This window comes from Pseudomonas sp. NC02, assembly GCF_002874965.1.
Lineage (GTDB): Bacteria > Pseudomonadota > Gammaproteobacteria > Pseudomonadales > Pseudomonadaceae > Aquipseudomonas.
The window spans coordinates 1871748-1897451 of sequence record NZ_CP025624.1; the positions used below are offsets into that span (position 1 = coordinate 1871748).

Here is a 25704-nt window from a genome sequence, read left to right on the forward strand (position 1 = left end):
ACACAAGCCCGCTCCCACATTGGATTGCCGTTGGTCTTACGAGCTCTTGACCAGTTTCACGGCCAGCACATCGCAAGGTGCGCCGTGCAGCACGTCATTGGCGGTGGAGCCCAGCAGCAAGGCCAGGCCGTGACGGCCGTGGCTGCCGACCACGATCAGGTCGCAACCTTGCTCCTTGGCCAGGTGGTGGATTTCCTGGCGCGGCTGGCCGTAGGTCAGGTGGCTCTGGTCTTTTTTCAGGGCAGGGTACTTGTTGATCAGCCGGTCAAGGCGTTCCTTGGCCTGGTCGAACTGCTGCTGTTGCAGTTGGGAAAGGTCCATCGGCACATCGCCGCCAAAGGCCATGGCCATCGGTTCGACGATATGCACCAGGGACAGCTTCACCGAGTCGCCTGCAAGGCCTACGGCCCGCTTGATCACGGGGTCGCATTCTTCGGTCAGGTCCACGGCGACCAGAATATGTTCGTAGGGCATGAGGAGTCCTCCAAGGGAAAGCGATAAGTTCAGTATGGCTGGTTTCAAGCGGATGGGGTTGCGTCAGGTCAAATCCGCTCATCAAGAAATTCGGGAGTACACATATGACGGTCTGGATAGTGGTGTCAATCCTTGCGCTGGTTTTAAGCCCCCTGGCGTGGCTGCGTCCTTCGCGCCATTCGAGCGGGCGCATGGCTTTGCGCATGGAGGCGCGGCGCATTGGCCTGGCCATGCAACTGACGCCCCAGGAATGGCCACACTGGCTCAAGCACGAGCCGCCAAGCCCGTGTGCCCAGTATCACCGGCCACGGCGTGGCACCACGCGGGTGACCTGGAGTTACTGGCAGTTGGAGCCGGGGGTTTGGGTCAATCAGTGGCAGGAAACCTGCGTCGATGAAAAGTTGTTGCCACATTTTGCGACGCTGCCGGCAAACGTCTACAAAGTCGAAGCCGACAAGCAAATGATCACCCTGTACTGGGGCGAGAAGGGCGAGTTGAGCGTGTTGCAGGACATTGACGCGGTGCTCAAGGCGCTGGCCTGAGATTCCTGCGGGCATTAAAAAGCCCGAAAGCATCATCGGGCTGGAGTTGGCCAGGCAGGCCGGTAATTCGTTTTCAGTGCCGCTAGCCTAGCCGCATATTTGGTTCTGTACAGCCCTTTAAATCAAAATTCACATTATTGATTTCGCGAATGATTAAACATTGGCGGGGCGATGCCGGCTGCCCCGGGTTCTGAAATGACTGAAAAGTCGCGTTTTTGCGGCCCTTTCGAGCGATTGACAATTCGTCGGATTTGGCTGAAGGTGACGTACCCAAATCAAACGGGCGTATGAATTGAGCGTTTGTCTTTCAGACCGTTCGTACAGAATCCCGACTATCGCGTTGGCGGGTGTGCCTGGCAAATTGGCGTTAGCATCGACGGTAACGTCAGTGCCTACGCTGAATCCTGCGTCCGACGTGTACTGTTCAGCTTCCATATCGTGGAGATCAGTTGATGATTTACGAAGGTAAAGCCATCACGGTTAAGGCTCTTGAAAGTGGCATCGTCGAATTGAAATTCGACCTCAAGGGTGAGTCCGTCAACAAGTTCAACCGTCTAACCCTGAATGAATTGCGTCAGGCCGTAGACACCATCAAAGCAGATGCTTCGGTCAAGGGCGTGATCGTCTCCAGCGGCAAGGACGTGTTCATCGTCGGCGCTGACATCACCGAATTCGTCGACAACTTCAAGCTGCCCGATGCCGAGCTTGTGGCTGGCAACCTCGAAGCCAACAAGATTTTCAGCGATTTCGAAGACCTCAACGTGCCGACCGTTGCCGCGATCAATGGCATCGCCCTGGGCGGCGGTCTGGAAATGTGCCTGGCCGCCGACTTCCGCGTGATGTCTGCCACCGCGAAAATCGGCCTGCCGGAAGTCAAGCTGGGCATCTACCCAGGCTTCGGCGGTACCGTGCGCCTGCCGCGCATCATCGGTGCCGACAATGCCATCGAGTGGATTGCCGCCGGCAAGGAAAACCGTGCTGAAGACGCGTTGAAAGTCGGCGCCGTGGATGCTGTGGTGGCTCCCGACAAGCTGGCAGAAGCCGCGCTGAACCTGATCAAGGGCGCCATCAGCGGCGAATTTGACTACAAGGCCAAGCGTCAGCCAAAGTTGGAAAAACTCAAGCTCAACGCCATCGAACAGATGATGTCGTTCGAAACCGCCAAGGGTTTCGTGGCTGGCCAGGCCGGCCCGAACTACCCGGCGCCGGTTGAAGCGATCAAGACCATCCAGAAGGCCGCGAACTTCGGTCGCGACAAAGCCCTGGAAGTCGAAGCCGCTGGTTTCGTCAAACTGGCCAAGACCTCTGCCGCGCAGAGCTTGATCGGTCTGTTCCTGAACGATCAGGAACTGAAGAAAAAGGCCAAGGCCTACGACGAAATCGCTCGCGACGTGAAACAGGCTGCCGTACTCGGCGCCGGTATCATGGGCGGCGGTATCGCCTATCAGTCGGCGTCCAAAGGCACGCCGATCCTGATGAAAGACATCAACGAGCACGGCATCGAGCAGGGTCTGGCAGAAGCCGCGAAACTGCTGGTAGGCCGCGTTGATAAAGGCCGCATGACTGCAGCGAAAATGGCTGAAGTGCTTAACGGCATTCGTCCGACCCTGTCCTACGGTGATTTCGGCCACGTCGACCTGGTGGTCGAAGCGGTTGTCGAGAACCCGAAGGTCAAGCAGGCGGTACTGGCTGAAGTTGAAGCCCAGGTGAAAGAAGACACGATCCTGGCGTCCAACACCTCGACCATTTCCATCACCTTGCTGGCCAAGGCCCTCAAGCGTCCGGAAAACTTCGTCGGCATGCACTTCTTCAACCCGGTGCACATGATGCCGCTGGTGGAAGTGATCCGTGGCGAGAAGTCCAGCGAGCTGGCCGTTGCCACCACCGTTGCCTACGCCAAGAAAATGGGCAAGAACCCGATCGTCGTCAATGACTGCCCGGGCTTCCTGGTCAACCGCGTACTGTTTCCGTACTTCGGCGGTTTCGCCAAGCTGGTCAGCGCCGGTGTGGACTTCGTGCGCATCGACAAGGTCATGGAAAAATTCGGCTGGCCAATGGGCCCGGCGTACCTGATGGACGTGGTCGGCATCGACACCGGCCACCACGGTCGCGACGTAATGGCTGAAGGCTTCCCGGACCGCATGAAAGACGACCGCCGCTCGGCGATCGACGCGCTCTACGAAGCCAAGCGCCTGGGCCAGAAGAATGGCAAGGGCTTCTACGCCTACGAGACCGACAAGAAGGGCAAGCAGAAGAAAGTGGCCGACCCATCGGTTCACGAAGTACTCGCGCCGGTCATCTACGAACAGCGTGAAGTGTCCGACGAGGACATCGTCAACTGGATGATGATCGCCCTGTGCCTGGAAACCGTGCGTTGCCTGGAAGACGGCATCGTTGAAACCGCAGCCGAGGCCGACATGGGCCTGGTCTACGGTATTGGTTTCCCTCCATTCCGTGGTGGTGCGCTGCGTTACATCGATTCCATCGGTGTGGCCGAGTTCGTTGCCCTGGCTGATCAATACGCTGATCTGGGCCCGCTGTACCACCCGACTGCGAAGCTGCGCGAGATGGCCAAGAACGGCCAGAGCTTCTTCGGTTAAGTGCCCAGACGACTAGAGCGAGAATATTTATGAGCTTGAATCCAAGAGACGTCGTGATTGTCGACTTCGGTCGTACTCCGATGGGCCGCTCCAAGGGCGGCATGCACCGCAACACCCGTGCCGAAGACATGTCGGCGCACCTGATCAGCAAATTGCTGGAACGCAACGTCAAGGTCGATCCGAACGAAGTCGAAGACGTGATCTGGGGCTGCGTCAACCAGACCCTGGAGCAGGGCTGGAACATCGCCCGCATGGCTTCCCTGATGACGCAGATCCCGCACACCGCTGCCGGCCAGACCGTCAGCCGCCTGTGTGGCTCGTCCATGAGCGCGCTGCACACCGCTGCCCAAGCGATCATGACCGGTAACGGTGATGTGTTCGTGGTCGGCGGCGTGGAGCACATGGGCCACGTCAGCATGATGCACGGTGTGGATCCGAACCCGCACATGTCCCTGTACGCGGCGAAAGCCTCGGGCATGATGGGCCTCACCGCTGAAATGCTCGGCAAAATGCACGGCATTACCCGCGAAGCCCAGGATGCATTCGGCCTGCGTTCCCACCAGTTGGCCCACAAGGCAACCGTGGAAGGCAAGTTCAAGGATGAAATCATCCCGATGAACGGCTACGACGAGAACGGTTTCCTGAAACTGTTCGACTACGACGAAACCATTCGTCCGGACACCACCCTGGAAAGCCTGGCGGCCCTGAAGCCGGCCTTCAATCCAAAGGGCGGCACCGTGACAGCCGGTACTTCGTCGCAGATCACTGACGGTGCTTCGTGCATGATCGTGATGTCGGCCCAGCGTGCCCAGGACCTGGGTATCCAGCCGATGGCCGTGATTCGTTCGATGGCAGTCGCAGGTGTGGACCCGGCAATCATGGGCTATGGTCCAGTACCGGCCACACAAAAAGCATTGAAGCGCGCAGGCCTGACTATCTCCGACATCGACTTCTTCGAGCTCAACGAAGCTTTCGCCGCACAGGCCCTGCCAGTGCTGAAAGATTTGAAAGTGCTCGACAAGATGAACGAGAAGGTTAACCTGCACGGCGGCGCGATTGCCTTGGGTCACCCGTTTGGGTGTTCCGGCGCTCGTATCTCCGGCACGTTGCTTAACGTGATGAAGCAAAATGGCGGCAACCTTGGGGTTGCAACCATGTGCATTGGCCTCGGCCAAGGCATCTCCACCGTCTTCGAACGTATCTAAACGTTTCGTTGACGGAAGCCGGGGCCCAGTGCCCCGGTTTTTGTTTTTTGGAATTTTTTATATTTTTTTTTAACAAATTTTGTAAGAGGGCCAGAGCATGAAAGTCGAACCAGGGCTCTACCAGCATTATAAAGGTCCGCAGTACCGCGTTTTTAATGTGGCGCGGCATTCCGAGACCGAAGAGGAAGTGGTGTTTTACCAAGCACTGTATGGCGATTACGGCTTTTGGGTGCGTCCCTTGAGCATGTTCCTTGAGACCGTCGAAGTTGACGGCGAACAGGTCCCGCGCTTTGCTTTGATGCAGGCCGAACCCAGCCTTTTTTCCGTGCAATAAAGGCAGGCCGCGCAGAATGCTGCGCTTGACCTCACCTTGTTGCCACTATATATAGCGTTGCCGCGTCAGGCGCCAACCGCCTTTCACTTCTCGAATTCAGGAATTTTCCGATCCATGGGCAAATCGCTGGTCATTGTGGAATCCCCGGCTAAGGCCAAGACCATCAACAAGTACTTGGGTAACGAGTACGTGGTGAAGTCGAGTATCGGCCATATCCGAGACCTGCCCACCAGCGGTTCGGCTAGCGCCAGCAAGGAGCCTGCCGCCAAGCGCGGCAAGGCGGCTGCGGGCGAAGGTCCGGTGCTCACGCCTAAAGAGAAAGCGCGCAAGCAGCTGGTCTCGCGCATGGGTGTCGATCCCGATCATGGCTGGAAAGCCAAGTACGAGATCCTCCCGGGCAAGGAAAAGGTCATCGAAGAGCTGCGCCGGCTCGCCAAGGATGCTGACACCATCTATCTCGCAACCGACTTGGACCGCGAAGGGGAGGCTATTGCCTGGCACCTGCGGGAAGCCATCGGGGGCGACGACAGCCGCTACAAGCGCGTGGTGTTCAACGAAATTACCAAGAAGGCGATCCAGGAAGCCTTCTCCAAGCCGGGCGAACTGGACATTGACCGCGTCAATGCCCAGCAGGCCCGTCGCTTCCTCGACCGCGTCGTGGGTTACATGGTCTCGCCGCTGCTGTGGGCGAAAATCGCTCGTGGCCTGTCCGCCGGCCGTGTGCAGTCTGTGGCGGTAAAGCTGGTGGTGGAGCGTGAACGCGAGATTCGTGCGTTCAACCCCGAAGAATACTGGGAAGTGCACGCTGACCTGGGCACTGCCAAGGGCAACAACGTGCGCTTTGAAGTGGCCCGCGAGAAAGGCGAGGCCTTCAAGCCGCTCAACGAAGCCCAGGCCATGGCCGCGCTGGAGAAGCTCAAGGCTTCCAGCTACAGCATCGTCAAGCGTGAAGACAAGCCCACCAGCAGCAAGCCGTCGGCGCCGTTCATCACCTCCACCCTGCAACAGGCTGCGAGCAACCGCCTGGGCTTCGGGGTGAAGAAGACCATGATGATGGCCCAGCGCCTGTATGAAGCGGGCTACATCACGTATATGCGTACCGACTCCACCAACCTGTCGCAAGACGCGGTGGCGATGGCGCGCACTTATATTGAAAGCGAATTCGGCAAGAAGTACCTGCCGGAGAAGCCGAACGTCTATAGCAGCAAGGAAGGCGCACAAGAGGCTCACGAAGCGATTCGTCCCTCCGACGCCAATACCGAGCCAAGCAAGCTGAGCGGCATGGAGCGCGACGCTGAGCGCCTCTACGAGCTGATCTGGCGCCAGTTCCTGGCTTGCCAGATGCTGCCGGCGCAATACCTGTCGACGACTGTCAGCGTGGGTGCTGGTGACTTCGAGCTGCGTGCCAAGGGCCGTATCCTCAAGTTCGACGGTTACACCCGCGTGATGCCGCAAATCGCCAAGCCGGGCGACGACGATGTACTGCCGGACATGGCGCAGGGCGATGTGTTGAAGCTGATCAAGCTCGACCCGTCCCAGCACTTCACCAAGCCGCCGGCGCGTTACTCGGAAGCGAGTCTGGTCAAGGAGATGGAAAAACGCGGTATCGGTCGTCCTTCGACCTATGCGGCGATCATCTCCACCATCCAGGACCGCGGCTACGTGGCCTTGCACAACCGTCGTTTCTACTCGGAAAAGATGGGTGACATCGTCACCGAGCGCCTGTCCGAGAGTTTCTCCAACCTGATGGACTACGGCTTCACCGCCGGCATGGAAGAGAACCTCGATGACGTGGCCCAGGGCGAACGCGACTGGAAAAACGTGCTCGACGAGTTCTACGGCGACTTCAAGAAGAAACTTGAAGTAGCAGAAAGCGCCGAGAACGGCATGCGGGCCAACCAGCCGGTGATGACGGACATTCCGTGCCTCACTTGCGGCCGCCCGATGCAGATTCGTACCGCCTCCACCGGTGTGTTCCTCGGTTGCTCGGGTTACAGCCTGCCGCCGAAAGAGCGCTGCAAGGCCACCGTCAACCTGGTGCCGGGCGATGAAATCGCGGCCGATGACGAGGGTGAATCCGAGTCGCTGGTATTGCGTGGCAAGCACCGTTGCCCGATCTGCAGCACGGCAATGGATGCCTACCTGCTGGACGAGAAGCACAAGCTGCACATCTGCGGTAACAACCCGGATTGCAACGGCTACGAGATCGAAGAAGGCACTTACCGCATCAAGGGCTACGAAGGCCCGAGCCTGGAATGCGACAAGTGCGGCAGCGAGATGCAGCTCAAGACCGGCCGTTTCGGCAAGTTCTTCGGTTGCACCAATCCGACGTGCAAGAACACCCGCAAACTGCTGAAAAGCGGTGACGCGGCGCCGCCGAAGATGGACCCGGTGAAGATGCCTGAGCTCAAGTGCGAGAAGGTCAACGACACCTACATCCTGCGTGATGGTGCTTCGGGGCTGTTCCTGGCTGCCAGCCAGTTCCCGAAAAACCGTGAGACCCGTGCACCGCTGGTGATGGAGATCGTGCCCCACAAGGACGAGATCGATCCGAAGTACCACTTCCTCTGTGAAGCGCCGAAGAAGGACCCGGACGGTCGCCCGTCCGTAATCCGCTACAGCCGCAAGACCAAGGAGCAGTACGTGCAGACCGAAGTGGAAGGCAAGCCTACCGGCTGGAAAGCGTTCTACGACGGTGGCAAGTGGAAGGTCGAGGACAAGCGCCAGGGCGCTTGATACGATCAGCTACATGCACAAAGGCCGCCTTGATAGGCGGCCTTTTTTTGCGCTTGCAGTGGCCTTGGCTGATCCGTGACACTGTTCAGCCAGCATCACGCTTTATTCGTTGTGGAGACTGCCTTCATGGCCAACGAACTCTATACCCGTACCAACCAGAAAATTTACTTCGCGGGTTTGTCCCTGGAAGCCCTTGGCCGTGCCGAGGAAGGAAAGGAGATGAACGCTATCGCGCTGGTACAGGCCGGGCGTGAAGCCGCGCTGTTCCACCTGTATGGCGCCTTGCTTGGCTTATGCCATGAGATCGCCGGGTTCTACCGTCTGCCGCAGGCCGGCTCGCCGCGTGCGGAAATGATCATCCACCGGGATGTGCTGGAGTCCATGGCCATCCCGGAGTTGGCCGAACTGGTGGAGATGGCGCAAAGCCCGGACAGTTGGCTGGCGCGCTTGCTGGTAGCCCACGCGGAGATGTTCCAACCGCCACGGGTGAAGCACACGCCCAAAGGCGATGTGACCCAGCCGCTGATCGTGGCCGTAAGCCTGGACGAAGAAGGACCCGAGCCGTTGAGCCGGGAAGAGCTGGAAAGCTGGCGGCAGGAGCTGAAGAAGTTGGCCATTCGGTTTCGGGATGGATTGAACGAGTGCTGAAGGCTTTTCGCTGACAACTACCGCTCTTGTGGCGAGGGAGCTTGCTCCCGCTGGGTTGCGAAGCAGCCCCAAGGCTTTTCAGGCCTGGCAGTGTCAGCTGTCGGAGGGCCGCGGCTCAGCCCAATGCGGGCAAGCCCGCTCGCCACAAGACTGATATAATGCCGGCCTTTCGTGGAGAACAGACTTTTATGCCAACGTCCTTTCTGGAAATTGTTGAGTTGCCCGACGGCCGAATCGAGCTGCGCCGGGCTGAGGACGAGGGTTCTCTGGTGATCTTGGATTTTTCCGAGGACGCAAAAGCGTTCCTGCAGGGCCAGCACGTGGAAGTGGCAAAAGCCATGTTGAGCGTAGGTGTGCAGATGGCGGGGCGCCTGGCTGAAGGCGAACCGGAAAAGGAAGACGGCCCGCGGATTCTTCACTGAGTCCGTCTGTCGACTTTTTTACAGGCTTCAATTGTGCAGATCGGCTTCTCAATTCTGAAGAAGCCTCGCGTCATGGCGGATCCTGACAGCTGTCAGTTACCCGCGTATCGTTTTATCCCAACCGAATGTTCAAGCTTTGCGCATCACCTGTGCGGGCGGCGCTGATCAGTTGCTGCCTGGCCGCTGTGGTCAGCGGGTTCAGCCAGCTGACCACCGTATGGCTACGGCCCAGGCGCAAGGCTTCGCAGGTCAACTGCTGGGCGCTTTGAGCACCACGGGGTTGCAGCAACAGGATGCGTTCGCGGTTCAGGCCGGCATCCCGCAACCAGGCCTGGGTCAGGCTGGATGGCGGGGCGATCAGCGTCAACCAGCGGGCGTCCTGTTCCTCGCTCAGTTCGCGAAGGATCGGCGCCAACAGGCTCAGGCAGTTCCCGGCAGCACCGCGCAACGACAGTTCACTGAACGCCTCGGGTTCGGCGCTCCAGGGCGCTTCGACCACTTCCTTGAGGATGGGCGCAAGGGGCTGGGCCATAAAGGCCTCAAACAGCGACAGTTGAGTGTGTTGTGGGGTCTGTAGGAACTGCATGATGCCTCCGTTAGCGGCGAATAACGCCGACGCTCAAGCCTTCAATCACCAGGTCCTGATCCTTCAGGTTCACCTCAATCGGCGCGAATTCGGGGTTCTCGGCCAGGAGCCAGACCTTGCTGCCTTCGCGCTTGAAGCGTTTGACCGTCACTTCATCGCCGATACGGGCGACGACGATCTGGCCATTGCGAGCTTCACGTGTGGTGTGGACGGCCAGCAGGTCGCCGTCGAAAATGCCCACGTCCTTCATGCTCATGCCATGGACCCGCAACAGGTAGTCGGCACGGGGATGGAAGAAGGTCGGGTTGATGTTGCAGGATTCCTCGACGTGCTGTTGCGCCAGGATCGGCGCACCGGCAGCGACCCGGCCGATGATCGGCAGTGTCGACTCGTCGGCCTTGGCTTCGAAGCCAGGGATGCGAATACCGCGTGAAGCACCCGGGGTCATCTCGATCGCGCCTTTGCGGGCGAGGGCCTTGAGGTGTTCTTCAGCGGCGTTGGGTGACTTGAATCCCAGTTCCAGCGCAATTTCCGCCCGGGTCGGCGGGTAGCCGTTGTCATCGAGGCAGCGCTTGATAAAAGCCAGAATCTCAGCTTGGCGTGGCGTCAGTTTTAGCATGTTGATCGCTCTGTCTTTTTATACAGTGACTGGGATTATATACAGTGGACTGCGCTTGGCAATCACCGTTTTCAGTCACTCCGCTGGACGGTCATTTATCACCTGTCCTACACACTGGAGACAGCGCTGCCTACAGACCTTGGCGAATGTGATTAAATGGCCATGAAATAGCTGACCGGCCAGCCGCAAACCGACCTGCAGGCTTGACAAGACATAGCTTGAAACGTATGTTTCAAACAAGTGTTTGTCAGGCGGAGTAGCCATGGCCCAGTCGGAAACCGTTGAACGCATTCTCGATGCTGCCGAGCAGTTGTTCGCGGAAAAAGGATTTGCTGAAACTTCATTGCGGCTGATTACCAGCAAGGCCGGGGTCAACCTGGCGGCAGTGAACTACCATTTCGGCTCCAAGAAGGCGCTGATCCAGGCCGTGTTCTCTCGGTTCCTGGGGCCTTTCTGCATCAGCCTCGACCGTGAGCTGGAGCGTCGCCAGGCCAAGCCTGAAAACAAGCCAAGCCTGGAAGACCTGCTGGAGATCCTCGTCGAACAAGCCCTGGTGGTTCAGCCACGCAGCGGCAACGACCTGTCGATCTTCATGCGCCTGTTGGGCCTGGCGTTCAGCCAGAGCCAGGGCCACCTGCGCCGCTATCTGGAAGACATGTACGGCAAGGTGTTCCGCCGCTATATGTTGCTGGTCAACGAAGCCGCCCCGCGTATCCCGCCAATCGAACTGTTCTGGCGCGTGCACTTCATGCTCGGTGCCGCGGCATTCAGCATGTCCGGGATCAAGGCACTGCGTGCGATTGCCGAGACCGACTTCGGCGTCAACACCTCCATCGAGCAGGTCATGCGCCTGATGGTGCCGTTTCTCGCCGCCGGCATGCGTGCCGAAACCGGCGTCACCGACCAGGCCATGGCCGCCGCCCAATTGCGCCCGCGCAGCAAGTCAGCACCGGCCCCGGCCAAGGTTTAACCCCTCCCGGGTGTGCGCGGCCGCTTGCATCCGCTAAGCTAGCCGCCCATGCCGATTTCAGCTATTTATCCACAGCCCGTTACGCTTGCTGAGCGTCCGTCTCCAGATTCAATCCTGGCGATGCGATCTCGCGGGGGCTTCGGGCTGCGCGCGTTATTTAAGGAAGCTATATGACCCAAGCCCTGCAAGGCTCTTTGATGGTGGACGTTGCCGGCACCTGGCTGACGGCTGAGGATCGCCACTTGTTGCGTCAGCCCGAGGTGGGCGGCCTGATCATTTTTGCACGCAATATCGAGCATCCTCGGCAGGTGCGTGAATTGAGCGCGGCGATTCGCGCCGTGCGCCCGGACCTGTTGCTGGCGGTCGATCAGGAAGGCGGCCGAGTGCAACGCTTGCGTCAGGGGTTTGTGCGTCTGCCGGCGATGCGTGCCTTGGCCGACAACCCGAATGCGGAGCAACTGGCCGAGCAGTGCGGTTGGATCATGGCAACCGAAGTGCTGGCGGTTGGCCTGGACCTGAGCTTCGCCCCGGTGCTGGACCTCGATTACCAACGCAGCGCCGTTGTGGGCACTCGCGCCTTCGAAGGCGACCCCGAGCGCGCCGCCGTGCTCGCGGGCGCCTTCATCCGTGGCATGAACAGCGCCGGTATGGCGGCCACCGGCAAGCACTTCCCCGGCCACGGCTGGGCCGAAGCCGATTCCCACGTCGCCATTCCCAACGACGAGCGCAGCCTGGAACAGATTCGCGCCAATGACCTGGTGCCTTTCGCGCGCCTGAGCAAGCAACTGGCAGCCGTCATGCCGGCCCATGTGATTTATCCACAAGTGGACGCGCAACCGGCCGGCTTCTCCCGGCGCTGGTTGCAGGACATCCTGCGTGGCGAGTTGCAGTTCGACGGGGTGATCTTCAGTGACGACCTGTCGATGGCGGGGGCTCATGTGGTCGGTGATGCTGCCAGTCGTATTGAGGCGGCGTTGACTGCCGGTTGCGACATGGGCCTGGTGTGCAACGACCGCGCCGCCGCCGAGCTGGCCCTGAGTGCCGCCCAGCGCATGAAGGTCACTCCGTCGGCGCGTATCGCGCGGATGCGTGGCCAGGCTGTGGCGTCGACCGAGTACAAGCAGGATCCGCGTTGGTTGGCGGCGTTGGGTGCGCTGCGAGATGCTCAGTTAATCGACTGACAACTGCGGTGCGCCCTTCGCGAGCAAGCCCGCTCCCACATCAGACCGCATTCCTCCAGGGTATATGCGGTCAAATGTGGGAGCGGGCTTGCTCGCGAAGGTGATCTAACAGTCAGCGCTTTTCCTGCTTGTGAGGCAACGGCGCAAACAACGCCTCGATATCCTCATTCCCCAACTTCCAATCCCCCGTCGTCCGCCCATCCAGAACGCCCGCCGCCAGATCAGACTTTTCCTGCTGCAAATGCTGGATTTTCTCTTCCACGGTGCCCCGGGCAATCATCTTGTAGACGAATACCGGCTTCTCCTGGCCGATGCGGTACGCACGGTCGGTGGCCTGGTTTTCCGTGGCCGGGTTCCACCACGGGTCGTAGTGAATCACCGTGTCGGCTTCCGTCAGGTTAAGTCCGACGCCGCCTGCCTTCAGGCTGATCAGGAAGATCTGCAGCTTGCCGCTCTGGAAGTCTTTCACCGGCGTGCGCCGATCCCGCGTCTGACCGGTAAGAAGCGCATAAGCCACGCCGCGCTTCTTCAACTCGGCCTCGATCAGGCTCAGCATCGAAGTGAACTGGGAAAACAGCAGAATCCTGCGGCCTTCGGCAAACAGCTCTTCGAGCATCTCCATCAAGCTGTCGAGTTTGCCCGAGCTACTGCCCTTTGCCGGCAGGGTTGCATCATTGACCAGGCGTAAATCACAGCACACCTGGCGCAACTTGAGCAGCGCCTCCAGGATGATGATCTGGCTGCGCGCCACACCCTTGCGGGTAATCTCGTCGCGGACTTTCTTGTCCATCGCCAGGCGCATGGTTTCGTACACGTCGCGTTGGGCTTCGTTGAGGTCGACCCAGTGGATGATCTCGGTCTTGGGCGGCAGCTCGGTCGCCACCTGCTCCTTGGTGCGACGCAGCAGGAACGGCTTGATCCGACCATTAAGGTGCTGCAATCGCACATCGCTGCCGCGCTTTTCGATCGGTACGCGGTAATCGCGGTTGAAGCTCTTCACGTCCCCCAGCCAACCCGGCAGCAGGAAGTGGAACAGCGACCACAGCTCGCCCAAGTGGTTTTCCAGCGGTGTACCGCTGAGGCACAGGCGCTGGCGGGCGTTCAGCTCGCGGGCCGCCTGGGCCGCCTTGCTGTTGGGGTTCTTGATGTACTGCGCTTCGTCAAGGATCAGCACGTGCAAGGGCAGGGCGGCCAGTTGCTCGATGTCCTTGGGCAGCAGGGCGTAGGTGGTCAGCAGCAGGTCGTAGTCCTGCAACTGAGGGAAATGTTTCTTGCGCCCCGCGCCGTACAACGCCATGACTTTGAGCTGCGGCGTGAAGTGCGCCGCTTCGTCGAGCCAGTTCGGGATCAGGCTGGTGGGCATCACCACCATGCACGGGCGGTCCAGGCGTCCGGCGATTTTCTCGCTGAGAATATGCGCCAGGGTTTGCAGGGTTTTGCCCAGGCCCATGTCATCCGCGAGAATCCCGCCGACGTCGAGTTGGCGCAGCGACTGCATCCAGCTCAGGCCTTCCAGTTGATAAGGGCGCAACGTTGCGTTCAAGCCTTCCGGCGCTTCGCAGCTGAAATCCTTGATGTCCCGCAGGCGCTGGGCGAAGTTGCGGATCTTTTCGCCGCCTTCCCATTGCAGCGGCAGGTCTTCCAGCGGGTTCAGGCGAATCGCGTCGGCCTTGGCCAGGCGCAGCGCGGTGGTGCCGGGCTCTTGCAGGTAGAACTCGCCCAGGGTTGCCAGCACCGGTTTCAGCCGGCCATAAGGCAGCGCCACTTGCAGCGGGCCGTGGCCGTTGGGCAGGCCGGGAATGTTCACCAGGATCAGTTCGTCATCACGGCGCCGGGCGAGTTTTTCCGGGTTGAGGATCTCGGTGTGAGAGCGCATCAGGTTCAACAGGATCGGCAGAAGACTCAGGCGTTCGCCGTTGACGATGATCCCCAGTTCCAGGTCGAACCAGTCGCGCTCCGGCATCTCGTCGACGCTGGCGTACCAGTCGTCGACGGCGCTCAGGTCAAAACCGAAATCTTCGTCGATCTGTAGTTCCCAACCCTGGGCGCGCAGGTTCGGCGAGGCATTCAGGGTGAAGTTCAGCCACGCGCTGTCATTGACCATCTCGAACAGCTCGCCGGCGCTTTCCGGCAGGGCCTTGCTCTGGCGGGTGGCGATCTTGAAGCCCAGCAGGCGCAGCTGTTCGCGAAACTGCTGCTCCACCTCGGGGTGGCGCTTGATCCGCAGGCTCTGCTGTTCCTGGCGCACGATAATGTCGGCCTTCTTCTGGCCGCTGACGTAGTTGCCCAGATAGTTGAAGGACAACGCTGCGCGATGCTGGATATAACGCTGCATCTTGCCGTTGCGCGGCTCGAAGGCGCTGAACTCGATGCTCGCCAGCCACAGGCGCGGCACCGGTTGCACGTCTTCCATCACCACTTGCGGCAACACCACGCGGTTATCCAGCACCGCCTGGAGCTTCTCCAGCAACTCGGCATCCTGGGCCGCCGCAGGGTAGGCCAGGGTTTCCTGGACCTTGAGCAGCACGGCGGCGATGTGTTTGCAGTTGGTGTGCACGGGGCACGTGCAGCGGCTGTCCACCAGGATCAACGTGCCCTTGGCGGATTCGCGCAGCGAAATGGTCTGGCGGTAGACATTGCCACCCGAGCCTTCGCAGCTGGCAATGATGGTGCTGTCGCCGGACTCGACGATACGCACACGGTTTTCCAGGGCGTAGCGCCGGCCACGCTCGAGGCTTTGCTCTTTAAAGCGATTGGCCCACGAAGGGGCCAGGGGTTTGGTCAACGACGACGTCAGGGGCATGGTGCTGGATCAGTCCTGGACATCGGGCGGTGGAGCGCTGGGCGGCTTGGCGGTCAGCGAAGTGATCTTGATCAGCAGGGCGAGGTGGCCGCCGTCCAGGTAGTTGAGCTGGTTGTTCTTTGTGCGCACGTCTTGCTGGCTGAGGTGTTCGCTGGCGATGACGCTGCCGTTGGCGTCGAACTGGTTGACCCAGAAGTCTGCGTCGATATCGGTAAAGCGTCCAAGCTGCAGGTTCAGGGTACCTTCGATGGGGAACTGGCCGAACTGTTCCTGGCCATCGCTGATGGCCAGCTTCACCGGTTGCTCACCGAGATTCTGTTCCCAGGACTTGTGCAGCAATACGGTGTAGTCGCTGCTGGCTTGCAGCTTCTCGACAATATTGCCCAATCGTGGCGGGCTCATTTTGTCAGTCCCCAGGCGTGGTGCGCCGGCGTCCCAGTTTTCCGGCGCCGCACGGCTGTTGATCACCGGCTCGGCGTTCTGGCGCACCAGGATCATCTCCACCAGGTACGGGCTGTCGGCGAACGCCGAAGGGGCAACGACCACCAACAACAAGCTCAAAATGCGGAACAGGCGCATTGGGGCGTCCTTCAAGCAGATTTCGGGATGAGGCGCTCAAACAGCGCCTCCAGTGTATTAAAGCGTTCTTCGGCGCGTTCCATCGGCACCATGAATTTGAACAGCGTAGCCCCTTCGAACTTGTAGCGATTGGGCTGGCCCTGAATCAGCTTGATCAGCACCAGTGGGTCCACCGGCGTCTGCGCTTCGAATTCGATACGCCCACCTTGCGGCCCGGCGTCGACCTTCTTGATGCCCAGTTGCTCGGCCTGCAGTTTGAGCAGGGTCAGGCGCACCAGGTTCTTGGTCGGCTCCGGCAACAGGCCGAAGCGATCGATCATCTCCACTTGAAGGTCCTTGAGACCTTCTTCGTCGGTGGCCGAGGCGATGCGCTTGTACAGGATCAGTCGCGCGTGCACATCCGGCAGGTAGTCTTCGGGGATCAGCGCCGGCAGGCGCAGGTTGATCTCCGGGCCGCCACCCAGCGGTTGGTCGAGGTTCGGTTGTTCGCCCTTGCGGATGGACTTCACCGCGCGCTCGAGCATTTCCATATACAGGGTGAAGCCGACGGCCTGGATCTGCCCGCTCTGGCCGTCGCCCAGCAGTTCGCCGGCGCCGCGGATTTCCAGGTCGTTGGTGGCCAGCACAAAGCCGGCGCCGAGGTCCTGGGTGTTGGCGATCGCTTCCAGGCGCTTCTCGGCGTCGGAAGTGATCTGCTGGCGCGGCGGTGTCAGCAGATAGGCATACGCCTGGTGGTGACTGCGCCCGACCCGGCCGCGCAACTGATGCAGCTGCGCCAGGCCGAACTTGTCGGCGCGCTCGATGATGATGGTGTTGGCGCTCGGCACGTCGATGCCGGTCTCGATGATGGTCGAGGCGATCAGCACGTTGAAGCGCTTGTGATAGAAGTCGCTCATCACCTGTTCGAGTTCGCGCTCGCGCATCTGCCCGTGGCCGATGGCGATCCGTGCTTCCGGCACCAGTTCGGCGAGGTCGGCGGCGCATTTCTCGATGGTTTTTACATCGTTGTGCAGGTAGTACACCTGGCCGCCGCGCAGCAACTCGCGCAGCAGGGCTTCCTTGACCGTGCTTTTGTTCTGCTCCATGACGAAGGTGCGCACCGACAACCGGCGCGCCGGCGGCGTGGCGATGATCGACAGGTCGCGCATGCCCGACACCGCCATGTTCAGCGTGCGCGGAATCGGCGTGGCGGTGAGCGTCAGGATGTCGACTTCACTGCGCAGGGCCTTGAGCTGTTCTTTCTGGCGAACCCCGAAGCGGTGCTCTTCGTCGATGATCACCAGCCCGAGGTTCTTGATCTTCACGTCATCCGACAGCAGCTTGTGAGTGCCGATGACAATGTCGATCTTGCCTTCCGCCAGGTCGGCGATGGCCGCATTCACTTCCTTGGCCGATTTGAAGCGGCTCATCACCTCCACAGTCACCGGCCAGTCGGCAAAGCGGTCGCGAAAGCTGTTGTAGTGCTGCTGGGCGAGCAGGGTGGTGGGGACGAGGATCGCCACTTGGCGGCCACCGTGCACCGCAATAAACGCTGCGCGCATTGCCACTTCGGTCTTGCCGAAGCCCACGTCGCCGCACACCAGGCGGTCCATCGGCTTGGGCGCCAGCATGTCGGCGCGCACGGCGTCGATGGTGGTTTGCTGGTCCGGGGTTTCTTCGAAGGCGAAGCCGGCGCTGAAGGTGGCGTAGTCGGCTTTTGGGTCGGCAAACGCATAACCTTCGCGGGCGGCGCGGCGGGCATAGATGTCGAGCAACTCGGCGGCCACATCGCGTACCTGTTCGGCGGCCTTGCGCTTGGCTTTCTGCCAGGTCTCGGAGCCCAGGCGGTGCAACGGGGCGAGGGCGTCGTCGCTGCCGGTGTAGCGGGCGATCAGGTGCAGGTTTGCCACGGGCACGTAGAGCTTGGCGCCCTCGGCGTATTCCATGGTGAGGAATTCGGCCACCTGGTTGTCGATCTCCAGGGTCTGCAGGCCCAGGTAACGGCCCACGCCGTGGTCGATATGCACCACCGGCGCGCCTTCGCGCAGTTCGGTGAGGTTCTTGATCACCGCATCGTTGTTGGCATCGGCGCGCTTTTCCCGGCGGCGGCGCTGCATCACCCGCTGACCGAACAGCGGGCTCTCGGCAATCAGTGCCAGGGCCGGGTCGTCCAGCAGCAGCCCTTCGTCCAGCGGTGCGATGGTGATCGCCAGGCGGTCCTTGCTCGCGACAAAGTCCGGCCAGCTATCGACGGTTTTCGGCCGCAGCTTCAGGCGTTCCAGCAACTCCAGCAGCACCTCGCGGCGCCCGGCGGACTCGGCGGTAAACAGCACGCGGCCGGGGAAGTCACCGAGGAAATTCGACAATGCTTCCAGCGGCTGGTTGGCCTTGGCTTCAATCGCCAGGTTCGGCAGCGCTTGCGCCGGAAAGCGCTCGCGGCCGGCGCCTGCATCCACGTCCTGCTGGCTGGCGACTACTCGCGGCCAGTTTTTCAGGCGGGCGAAGCAGTCCTCCACCGGCAGGAACAGCTCGGCCGGTGGCAATAAAGGACGGGACGGGTCGACGCGGCGTTCTTCATAACGGTTGCGCACGTCATTCCAGAAATTCTCCGCTGCCTGTTCGATGCCTGGCAGCGAGAACACCTGGGTGTCCTGGGGCAGGTAATCGAAGAGCGTGGAGGTTTCGTCGAAGAACAGCGGCAGGTAGTACTCGATGCCGGCGGGGGTAATCCCGCTGCTCAAGTCCTGGAAGATCGGGCAGCGACGGAAGTCGACGTCGAAGCGCTCGCGGAAACGTGCCTTGAAGCGCGTGACCGCGTCTTTTTGCAGCGGGAACTCCCGGGCCGGCAGCAGCTTGATCGACTGCACCTTGTCGATGGAGCGCTGGTTTTCCGGATCGAAGGTGCGCAGGGTTTCGATTTCGTCGTCGAACAGGTCGATCCGGTAGGGCAGTTTGCTGCCCATCGGGAACAGGTCGATCAACGCGCCACGCACGGCGAACTCACCGTGCTCGTACACCGTGTCGACGCAGCGATAGCCGCTGGCCTCAAGCCGGGTGCGCATTTGCTCCACATCGAGCTTCTGGCCGATATCCAGCACCAGGCTGCTGCCCAGCAGGAACTTGGTCGGTGCCAGGCGGTGCAGGGCCGTGGTGATTGGCACCACCAGCACGCCGTGGGCCAGTTCCGGCAAGCGGTACAGGCTGGCGATGCGCTGGGAAATGATGTCCTGGTGCGGCGAGAACAGATCGTAGGGCAGGGTTTCCCAGTCCGGAAAATGCAGTACCGGCAAATCGGGGGCGAAGAAACTCAGCTCCTGTTCCAGCCGCTCGGCACTTTGGCTGTCGGCGGTGAGCAGCAGGGTAAAGCGCTTGGCAGCGCTGGCAGCCTCGGCGATGGCCAGGCTCAGGGCGGCACCGGGCAGATTGCCCCAGTGCTGTTTACCTGCCGCGGCAGGGAGAAGCGGTAGACGCAGAACGGGCACGGAAGGTTGAGCTCCAAGCGTTGCGACAAAGTCGGTAATTGTAACGGCCCGGAGTGCCGCCTGTCAGTTGCTGACTGAGCCTATTACGGTTTGTAGGAAATGTAGTGGCTAAGACAAACAAAGGTGCCTTTTGACTCATTATGTAGTGCCGAAATCGGTGTATGTTTCGGAGGGTTACGGACACTTTGTCACATTGGTCCAACAGGGGGTGCGCTGGAAGCCGCGTATTTACTGGGCTGCAGAGGGGCGATATTTTTTTGCAAGGGTTTTTGTTGCGGGCCGCGCATTGCTCCGAGGGCGGTCGGGCGGCATAATGTAGCCCCTTTTTTCTGCCCCTACATGTGGAAGGTTCCCGTGACTCAGAAGCCCGACCAGTGTCTTGGTGAATGGATCGACCGTGAAGCACTCGCTGAAGCGATGATTCCGCTTATCGGTCAGCTATACCGCAATAACAACGTGGTGAGCTCGATCTATGGCCGCAGCCTGATCAACCAATCAGTCATCGCGATTCTCAAGGCTCATCGCTTTGCTCGCCATCGTTCTGCCGACGATAGCGAACTCTCCGTCCACGAAACATTCCCTCTGCTTAAAGCCATGAGCGAGCTCAAGCTCGGCGCGGCTTCGGTAGACCTGGGCAAGCTGGCCTATAAATTCCGCAAGGAAGGCGCTGGCCGCACCGCCGAGCAGTTCGTACGTGAAGAAATGGCCGACGTGGTTGGCCAGCAAAACGCCGCAGCCCGCAAAGGCACCGACGTTGTGCTGTACGGTTTCGGTCGTATCGGCCGCCTGCTGGCGCGCATCCTGATCGAAAAAACCGGTGGCGGCGACGGCCTGCGCCTGCGTGCCATCGTGGTGCGTAAAGGTGCTGAAAACGACCTGACCAAGCGCGCGAGCCTGCTGCGTCGTGACTCGGTCCACGGTCCGTTCAACGGCACCATCGTCATCGACGAAGAAAACAACACCATCACCGCCAACGGTAACCTGATCCAGGTGATCTACGCGAAGAACCCGTCTGAGGTGGATTACACCCAGTACGGCATCAAGGACGCACTGCTGGTGGACAACACCGGTGTGTGGCGTGATGCCGAGGGCCTGGGCCAGCACCTGGCGTGCCCGGGTATCGACCGCGTTGTCCTGACTGCGCCTGGCAAGGGCAAGCTGAAGAACATCGTGCACGGCATCAACCACGGTGAAATCACCGCTGACGACAAGATCGTGTCCGCCGCTTCCTGCACCACCAACGCCATCGTGCCGGTGCTGAAGGCTGTGAATGACAAGTTCGGTATCGTTAACGGTCACGTTGAAACGGTTCACTCGTACACCAACGACCAGAACCTGATCGACAACTTCCACAAGGGCGATCGCCGTGGCCGTAGCGCCGCGCTGAACATGGTGATCACCGAGACCGGTGCTGCCACCGCTGCTGCCAAGGCCCTGCCTGAACTGGCCGGCAAGCTGACCGGTAACGCGATCCGTGTTCCGACGCCGAACGTGTCGATGGCCATTCTCAACCTGAACCTTGAGAAAGCCGCCACCCGTGAAGAGATGAACGAGTACCTGCGCTACATGGCGCTGCACTCCGATCTGCACAAGCAAATCGACTTCGTCAATTCGCAGGAAGTGGTTTCCACCGACTTCGTGGGCTCGCGCCACGCCGGTGTGGTGGACGCTGAAGCGACCATCACTCAAGAGAACCGCGTTGTTCTGTACGTCTGGTACGACAACGAATTCGGTTACAGCTGCCAGGTGGTTCGTGTGATGGAAGACATGGCCGGGGTTAACCCGCCAGCATTCCCGCGCTAAGCATCAGCGGTAAATGAAAAAGCCCCGACTGGTTCGGGGCTTTTTTATGTCTGTTGTTTTTGTGTTGCTTGTACCGGCCTCATCGCAGGCAAGCCAGCTCCCACATTTTGATTTGTGAATACATTTCAAATGTGGGAGCGGGCTTGCTCGCGAAAGCGACCTATCAAGCGCCGCCGACTACAGAGGCCTGCGCGGTACGCAGTTCATGCCGGTTGCCCTTGAACAGAATCAATGTGGCGATCAAGCCCAGCACCGCCGCGCCGCTGAGCCAGATGCCCGGTGCGGCCTTGTTGTCCAGCACGTGGATCAGGTAGGTACAGGCCGCCGGAGTAAAGCCACCAAAGGTTGCCGTCGCCAGGCTGTAGGCCAGGGAGAAACCGGTGGTGCGCACTTCTACCGGCATGATTTCGGTCAGCGCTACAACCATCGCGCCGTTGTACGAGCCATACAGGAACGACAGCCAGAGCAGCACGATCAGCAGATGGCTGAAACTCGGGTTGGCTACCAGCCAGGACAGCGCTGGATAAGCGGTGAGGATCGCCAGAATAGTCGCCCCCAGCAGCAGGGGTTTACGCCCGATCTTGTCGGACACCGCCCCCATCACCGGCAGCCAGATGAAGTTCGAGATGCCCACGCACACAGTGACCAGCAGCGCGTCGAAGTCCGACAGGTGCAGTTCGGCCTTGCCGAAGGTCGGGGTGTAGGCGGTGATCAGGTAGAACGACACGGTGGTCATCACCACCAGCGCCATGCCGGCGATGACGATGCCGAAGTTCTGGCCGATCGAGCGGACGATTTCCTGCAGGGTAGGGCGGTGTTTGCGCGCCTGGAATTCCGGGGTTTCTTCCAGGGAGCGACGAATCACGAAGATCACCGGCACGATCAGGCAGCCGATCAGGAACGGCACGCGCCAGCCCCAGTCACCCATTTCTTCCGGGCTGAGCCAGTGGTTGAGGCCTACGCCCAGCAGGCCGGCGAATACCACCGCAGCTTGCTGGCTGGCGGACTGCCAACTGACGAAGAAGCCTTTACGGCCTGGAGTGGCGATTTCCGCCAGGTACACCGACACGCCGCCCAGTTCGACACCGGCGGAGAAACCTTGCAGCAGGCGGCCGAACAACACGATCAGCGGCGCCGCGACACCCAGGGTGGCATACCCGGGAACGCAGGCGATCAGCACGGTACCGGCGGCCATCATCGCCAGGGTGATCACCAGGCCCTTTTTACGGCCGTGACGGTCGATATAGGCACCGAGGAAAATCGCGCCCAGCGGACGCATCAGGAACCCGGCACCAAAGGTCGCCAGGGACAGCATCAGGGACGCGAACGCGCTGTCGGTGGGGAAAAATGTCTTGGCAATGGCCGTGGCGTAGAAGCCATAGACCATGAAGTCGAACATCTCGAGGAAGTTACCGCTGACAACGCGAAAGATCGCCTTGCCCTTGCCCGTTGTAGTGGACATGTCATGCACTCATTTTGGCTATCTTATTAGTAATCCCTGGTCGCAACCGTCCTTGCTGTTAAAGCCTTGGCACGAGGCTGGCGCTGAACAGTTTTGTAACGATATGTGTATAAGCCACCACAGGCAACAAAAAACCGATAGCAAGCTGGCAAATTGCCGCAGGCCTCCGGGTGATGAAAATCCAATGTGGGAGCGGGCTTGCTCGCGAATGCGGTGTGTCAGTCAGCTTATGAGCCAATGACACACCGCATTCGCGAGCAAGCCCGCTCCCACAGGGTTTTTGCGATCAGTTGAGGAGGGTGTTACGCAGGCTGTCGGACAAGCCTTTTGGTGCCAGCCAGATTCCCAGGTAAGCCTTGGCCAGCTCGTCATTGCGACTGCTGAACACCACCGTGCCGTTGATTTCCAGGTTCAGGCCGCGCTGAGGCTGGAAGTCCAGCGCATAACGGTCGCCGCTGCGGATGTTGCGGAAGCTTTTGTGCAATTGATCCAGTTCAGGCTTCAGGCGGGCGAGGGCGGCGGGTGTTTGCTGACGTTCGAGGGTGGCAGTGGCGGCCTTGATCACATCGTTGCGGTCGATATCGCGAAAGTAATACAGCTCCAGGCGCAGGTCTTTTTGCTGATCCAGGGCTTGTTTGGCGCTCAGGTCAGCCGGGGCGAACAATGCCGCCGCATAGACGTCTGCCCACAGGTAGGTCAGGACGGCCTGGTTTTTCAGCACCAGTTGATGAGATTGCGCCGGAAAATCGGCTTGTTTGAGGCGATCAGCCTCATTCGCCAGAACCGGGACCGAAAACATCAGCAATAAACAAATGACGACATGCTTCATAATGGCCAGTCATGAAAAGGTGCTTGCCTACAGGTTAATTCAATAACGAGCGCCGTGTAGTAAAGGCAAAACTGGCCTACGACGCGACCAAGGGTTAATGTGCGCGACGTTGAGCGTTCTATAGACTGTGCCCCGGCTCACACACTTGAGCCACATTGATCCTTCATGACCGCTGGCCGCGGCATGATTTAGCCAGGCGTCCAACCGTGCGCCCTGGCCTGTTCTGAGGAGTACGCATGGCTGTCTACAACTACGACGTGGTGGTACTGGGTTCCGGCCCAGCTGGAGAAGGTGCGGCGATGAACGCCGCCAAAGCAGGGCGCAAGGTGGCGATGGTCGATAGCCGTCGCCAGGTCGGCGGTAACTGCACCCACCTGGGTACCATCCCGTCCAAGGCCTTGCGTCACTCGGTGCGCCAGATCATGCAGTTCAACACCAACCCGATGTTCCGGGCCATTGGTGAGCCGCGCTGGTTCTCGTTCCCGGACGTGCTCAAGAGCGCTGAAAAAGTCATTTCCAAACAGGTTGCCTCGCGTACCGGCTTCTATGCCCGTAACCGCGTCGACCTGTTCTTCGGCACCGGCAGCTTCGCCGACGAGCAAACCGTCGAAGTGGTCTGCGCCAACGGCGTGGTCGAGAAGCTGGTAGCCAAGCACATCATCATCGCCACCGGCTCGCGTCCGTATCGCCCGGCGGATATCGATTTCCACCACCCGCGTATCTACGATAGCGACACCATCCTCAGCCTGGGCCACACCCCGCGCAAACTGATCATCTACGGCGCCGGCGTGATCGGCTGTGAATACGCCTCGATCTTCAGCGGCCTGGGTGTATTGGTCGAGCTGGTGGATAACCGCGACCAGTTGCTGAGCTTCCTCGACTCGGAAATTTCCCAGGCGTTGAGTTACCACTTCAGCAACAACAACATCACCGTGCGCCACAACGAAGAGTACGAGCGGGTCGAAGGCCTGGACAACGGTGTGATCCTGCACCTGAAATCCGGCAAGAAGATCAAGGCCGACGCCTTGCTGTGGTGCAACGGCCGTACCGGCAACACCGACAAGCTGGGCATGGAAAACATCGGGGTCAAGGTCAACAGCCGTGGCCAGATCGAAGTCGACGAGAACTACCGCACCTGCGTACCGAACATCTACGGTGCCGGTGACGTGATCGGCTGGCCGAGCCTGGCCAGTGCCGCCCATGACCAGGGCCGCTCGGCCGCTGGCAGCATTGTCGACAACGGCAGCTGGCGCTACGTCAACGACGTGCCGACCGGGATCTACACGATTCCCGAGATCAGCTCGATCGGCAAGAACGAGCACGAACTGACCAAGGCCAAGGTGCCTTATGAAGTCGGCAAGGCGTTCTTCAAGAGCATGGCGCGTGCGCAGATCGCCGGTGAGCCCCAGGGCATGCTGAAGATCCTGTTCCACCGCGAGACTCTGGAAGTGCTGGGCGTGCATTGCTTCGGCTATCAGGCGTCGGAGATCGTGCACATCGGCCAGGCGATCATGAACCAGCCGGGTGAGCTGAATACCCTCAAGTATTTCGTCAACACCACGTTCAACTACCCGACCATGGCTGAAGCCTATCGGGTAGCGGCCTACGACGGCCTCAACCGGCTTTTTTGAGCGGCTCCGGCCGGTGGCCTGAGCCGGCCGGGGAGACCGATTTCAGTAATTCCCGAGGGTGGCAGTGGCCAAACCGGGAAAGTCTGTAATCAGGCTATCTACGCCGAAGTCGGCGAGCCTGCGCATCAGCGCGGGTTCGTTGACGGTCCACACGGACACGTGCAAACCCTGGCGCTGGGCTTTTTCCAGACGCTCAGGGGTGCACAACGTCCAGTTCAACGCCAGAATCTCACAGCCATAGTTGGCCGCGACCTTCAACGGGTCGAGCCAGGCGTATTCGGCTACCAGCCCGCGGGACAGGTCCGGGGTGAGGTCCAGCGCCGCTTTCAACACTTCCCGCGAGCTTGAGGTCACGGTGACCTTGTCCATCAGCCCGAAACGCTGAGCCATTTCACGGATCGCCAGCACGGTGGTTGCCGCACGGGTGCGCGATGCGCTTTTGACTTCCAGTTGCCAGTGGTCGAAGTCGCACTGTTCGAACAGCTCTTCCAGTCGTGGGATCGGGCAAGGGTTGACCCAGCCCGGGCCGCCTTTGCGCGCGTCCATCTTGACCAGGTCGGCGGCTGAATACTCGACGACCTTGCCGCGCCGGTCGGTGGTGCGCTTGAGCGTCGGGTCGTGGATGACCATCAGCTCGCCGTCCATGGACAGGTGCAAATCCAGTTCGCAGCGGCGCACGCCGTGCTTGAGGCATTCCTGGAAGCTGGTCAGGGTGTTTTCCGGTGCTTCGCCTTTGGCACCGCGGTGGCCATAAATCAGGGTCACAGTTGCTCCTTTACGCCAGGGTTCCTGGCTGGATGGATGACGCGACGCGCCATT

Annotated in this window: 20 protein-coding genes; 11 read left to right on the plus strand and 9 right to left on the minus strand. The window is 60.3% G+C overall.

The window, feature by feature from the left end; genetic code table 11:
* Nucleotides 1–36 precede the first annotated feature (36 nt).
* The gene (locus tag C0058_RS08720) at nucleotides 37–474 is read right to left on the minus strand and encodes a universal stress protein (protein WP_003218985.1); all 438 of its coding nucleotides are present in this window, start codon (nucleotides 472–474) and stop codon (nucleotides 37–39) included.
* A 104-nt stretch (nucleotides 475–578) separates the two neighbouring features.
* Here C0058_RS08720 and C0058_RS08725 point away from each other — a divergent pair, with 104 nt between their 5' ends.
* The 7 genes from C0058_RS08725 to C0058_RS08755 all read left to right on the plus strand — a co-directional run bounded on the left by C0058_RS08725 (nucleotide 579) and on the right by C0058_RS08755 (nucleotide 8961).
* On the plus strand, nucleotides 579–1016 hold the full coding sequence (locus C0058_RS08725; RefSeq protein ID WP_003218981.1) for a hypothetical protein: 438 nt from the start codon (nucleotides 579–581) through the stop codon (nucleotides 1014–1016).
* A gap of 452 nt (nucleotides 1017–1468) precedes the next feature.
* Nucleotides 1469–3616 carry a fatty acid oxidation complex subunit alpha FadB gene (fadB, locus tag C0058_RS08730; protein WP_003218979.1) on the plus strand — a complete coding sequence of 716 codons (2148 nt, stop codon included), beginning with the start codon at nucleotides 1469–1471 and terminating at the stop codon, nucleotides 3614–3616.
* Nucleotides 3617–3645: 29 nt separating this feature from the next.
* Entirely contained in the window at nucleotides 3646–4821 is a 1176-nt protein-coding gene (gene fadA, locus C0058_RS08735) for an acetyl-CoA C-acyltransferase FadA (protein ID WP_003218978.1), read from the plus strand.
* A gap of 97 nt (nucleotides 4822–4918) precedes the next feature.
* Nucleotides 4919–5155, plus strand: a complete 237-nt coding sequence (locus tag C0058_RS08740) for a DUF1653 domain-containing protein (RefSeq protein WP_008437597.1) — start codon at nucleotides 4919–4921, stop codon at nucleotides 5153–5155.
* A 114-nt stretch (nucleotides 5156–5269) separates the two neighbouring features.
* The gene (topA, locus tag C0058_RS08745; RefSeq protein ID WP_003218973.1) at nucleotides 5270–7891 is read left to right on the plus strand and encodes a type I DNA topoisomerase; all 2622 of its coding nucleotides are present in this window, start codon (nucleotides 5270–5272) and stop codon (nucleotides 7889–7891) included.
* A 126-nt stretch (nucleotides 7892–8017) separates the two neighbouring features.
* On the plus strand, nucleotides 8018–8539 hold the full coding sequence (locus C0058_RS08750; protein ID WP_003218971.1) for a DUF6586 family protein: 522 nt from the start codon (nucleotides 8018–8020) through the stop codon (nucleotides 8537–8539).
* Between the two features lie 188 nt (nucleotides 8540–8727).
* Nucleotides 8728–8961, plus strand: coding sequence for a hypothetical protein (locus C0058_RS08755; protein WP_003218969.1), 234 nt, complete (start codon nucleotides 8728–8730; stop codon nucleotides 8959–8961).
* A 112-nt stretch (nucleotides 8962–9073) separates the two neighbouring features.
* Here the strand turns inward: C0058_RS08755 and sulA are convergent, their stop codons facing one another.
* On the minus strand, nucleotides 9074–9547 hold the full coding sequence (sulA, locus tag C0058_RS08760) for an SOS-induced cell division inhibitor SulA (protein WP_003218967.1): 474 nt from the start codon (nucleotides 9545–9547) through the stop codon (nucleotides 9074–9076).
* Nucleotides 9548–9557: 10 nt separating this feature from the next.
* Nucleotides 9558–10166: a transcriptional repressor LexA gene (gene lexA, locus C0058_RS08765; RefSeq protein WP_003172575.1), complete on the minus strand. Its 609-nt coding sequence runs from the start codon at nucleotides 10164–10166 to the stop codon at nucleotides 9558–9560.
* Nucleotides 10167–10428: 262 nt separating this feature from the next.
* On the opposite strand from lexA, the gene C0058_RS08770 reads away from it, so the two are divergent.
* Together C0058_RS08770 and nagZ are read left to right on the plus strand one after the other, a co-directional pair.
* A complete protein-coding gene (locus C0058_RS08770; protein ID WP_102368389.1) occupies nucleotides 10429–11136 on the plus strand; it encodes a TetR/AcrR family transcriptional regulator in 708 nt (235 codons plus the stop codon).
* A gap of 170 nt (nucleotides 11137–11306) precedes the next feature.
* The gene (gene nagZ / locus C0058_RS08775; protein WP_003218962.1) at nucleotides 11307–12317 is read left to right on the plus strand and encodes a beta-N-acetylhexosaminidase; all 1011 of its coding nucleotides are present in this window, start codon (nucleotides 11307–11309) and stop codon (nucleotides 12315–12317) included.
* Nucleotides 12318–12429: 112 nt separating this feature from the next.
* On the opposite strand, the gene C0058_RS08780 is transcribed toward nagZ, so the two are convergent.
* From C0058_RS08780 to mfd, 3 genes are read right to left on the minus strand one after another with little or no spacing between them, the layout of a single operon-like run.
* A complete protein-coding gene (locus C0058_RS08780; RefSeq protein ID WP_102368390.1) occupies nucleotides 12430–15120 on the minus strand; it encodes a DEAD/DEAH box helicase in 2691 nt (896 codons plus the stop codon).
* 9 nt (nucleotides 15121–15129) lie between these two features.
* On the minus strand, nucleotides 15130–15699 hold the full coding sequence (locus C0058_RS08785) for a CsiV family protein (RefSeq protein ID WP_003218957.1): 570 nt from the start codon (nucleotides 15697–15699) through the stop codon (nucleotides 15130–15132).
* Between the two features lie 11 nt (nucleotides 15700–15710).
* Nucleotides 15711–19160 (minus strand): transcription-repair coupling factor, encoded by a 3450-nt coding sequence (gene mfd, locus C0058_RS08790; protein WP_003218956.1) that lies wholly within the window; start codon nucleotides 19158–19160, stop codon nucleotides 15711–15713.
* 339 nt (nucleotides 19161–19499) lie between these two features.
* On the opposite strand from mfd, the gene C0058_RS08795 reads away from it, so the two are divergent.
* Nucleotides 19500–20963 carry a glyceraldehyde-3-phosphate dehydrogenase gene (locus C0058_RS08795; RefSeq protein WP_102368391.1) on the plus strand — a complete coding sequence of 488 codons (1464 nt, stop codon included), beginning with the start codon at nucleotides 19500–19502 and terminating at the stop codon, nucleotides 20961–20963.
* Between the two features lie 163 nt (nucleotides 20964–21126).
* Here C0058_RS08795 and C0058_RS08800 read toward each other — a convergent pair whose 3' ends face one another.
* The gene (locus C0058_RS08800; RefSeq protein WP_008437599.1) at nucleotides 21127–22425 is read right to left on the minus strand and encodes an MFS transporter; all 1299 of its coding nucleotides are present in this window, start codon (nucleotides 22423–22425) and stop codon (nucleotides 21127–21129) included.
* Nucleotides 22426–22711: 286 nt separating this feature from the next.
* Entirely contained in the window at nucleotides 22712–23254 is a 543-nt protein-coding gene (locus C0058_RS08810; protein WP_102368393.1) for a chalcone isomerase family protein, read from the minus strand.
* A 236-nt stretch (nucleotides 23255–23490) separates the two neighbouring features.
* Here C0058_RS08810 and sthA point away from each other — a divergent pair, with 236 nt between their 5' ends.
* Complete coding sequence (gene sthA, locus C0058_RS08815; RefSeq protein ID WP_003218947.1) at nucleotides 23491–24885, plus strand: Si-specific NAD(P)(+) transhydrogenase; 1395 nt, start codon at nucleotides 23491–23493, stop codon at nucleotides 24883–24885.
* Between the two features lie 42 nt (nucleotides 24886–24927).
* On the opposite strand, the gene C0058_RS08820 is transcribed toward sthA, so the two are convergent.
* Nucleotides 24928–25650, minus strand: coding sequence for a glycerophosphodiester phosphodiesterase family protein (locus tag C0058_RS08820; protein ID WP_003218946.1), 723 nt, complete (start codon nucleotides 25648–25650; stop codon nucleotides 24928–24930).
* Between the last annotated feature and the right edge of the window lie 54 nt (nucleotides 25651–25704).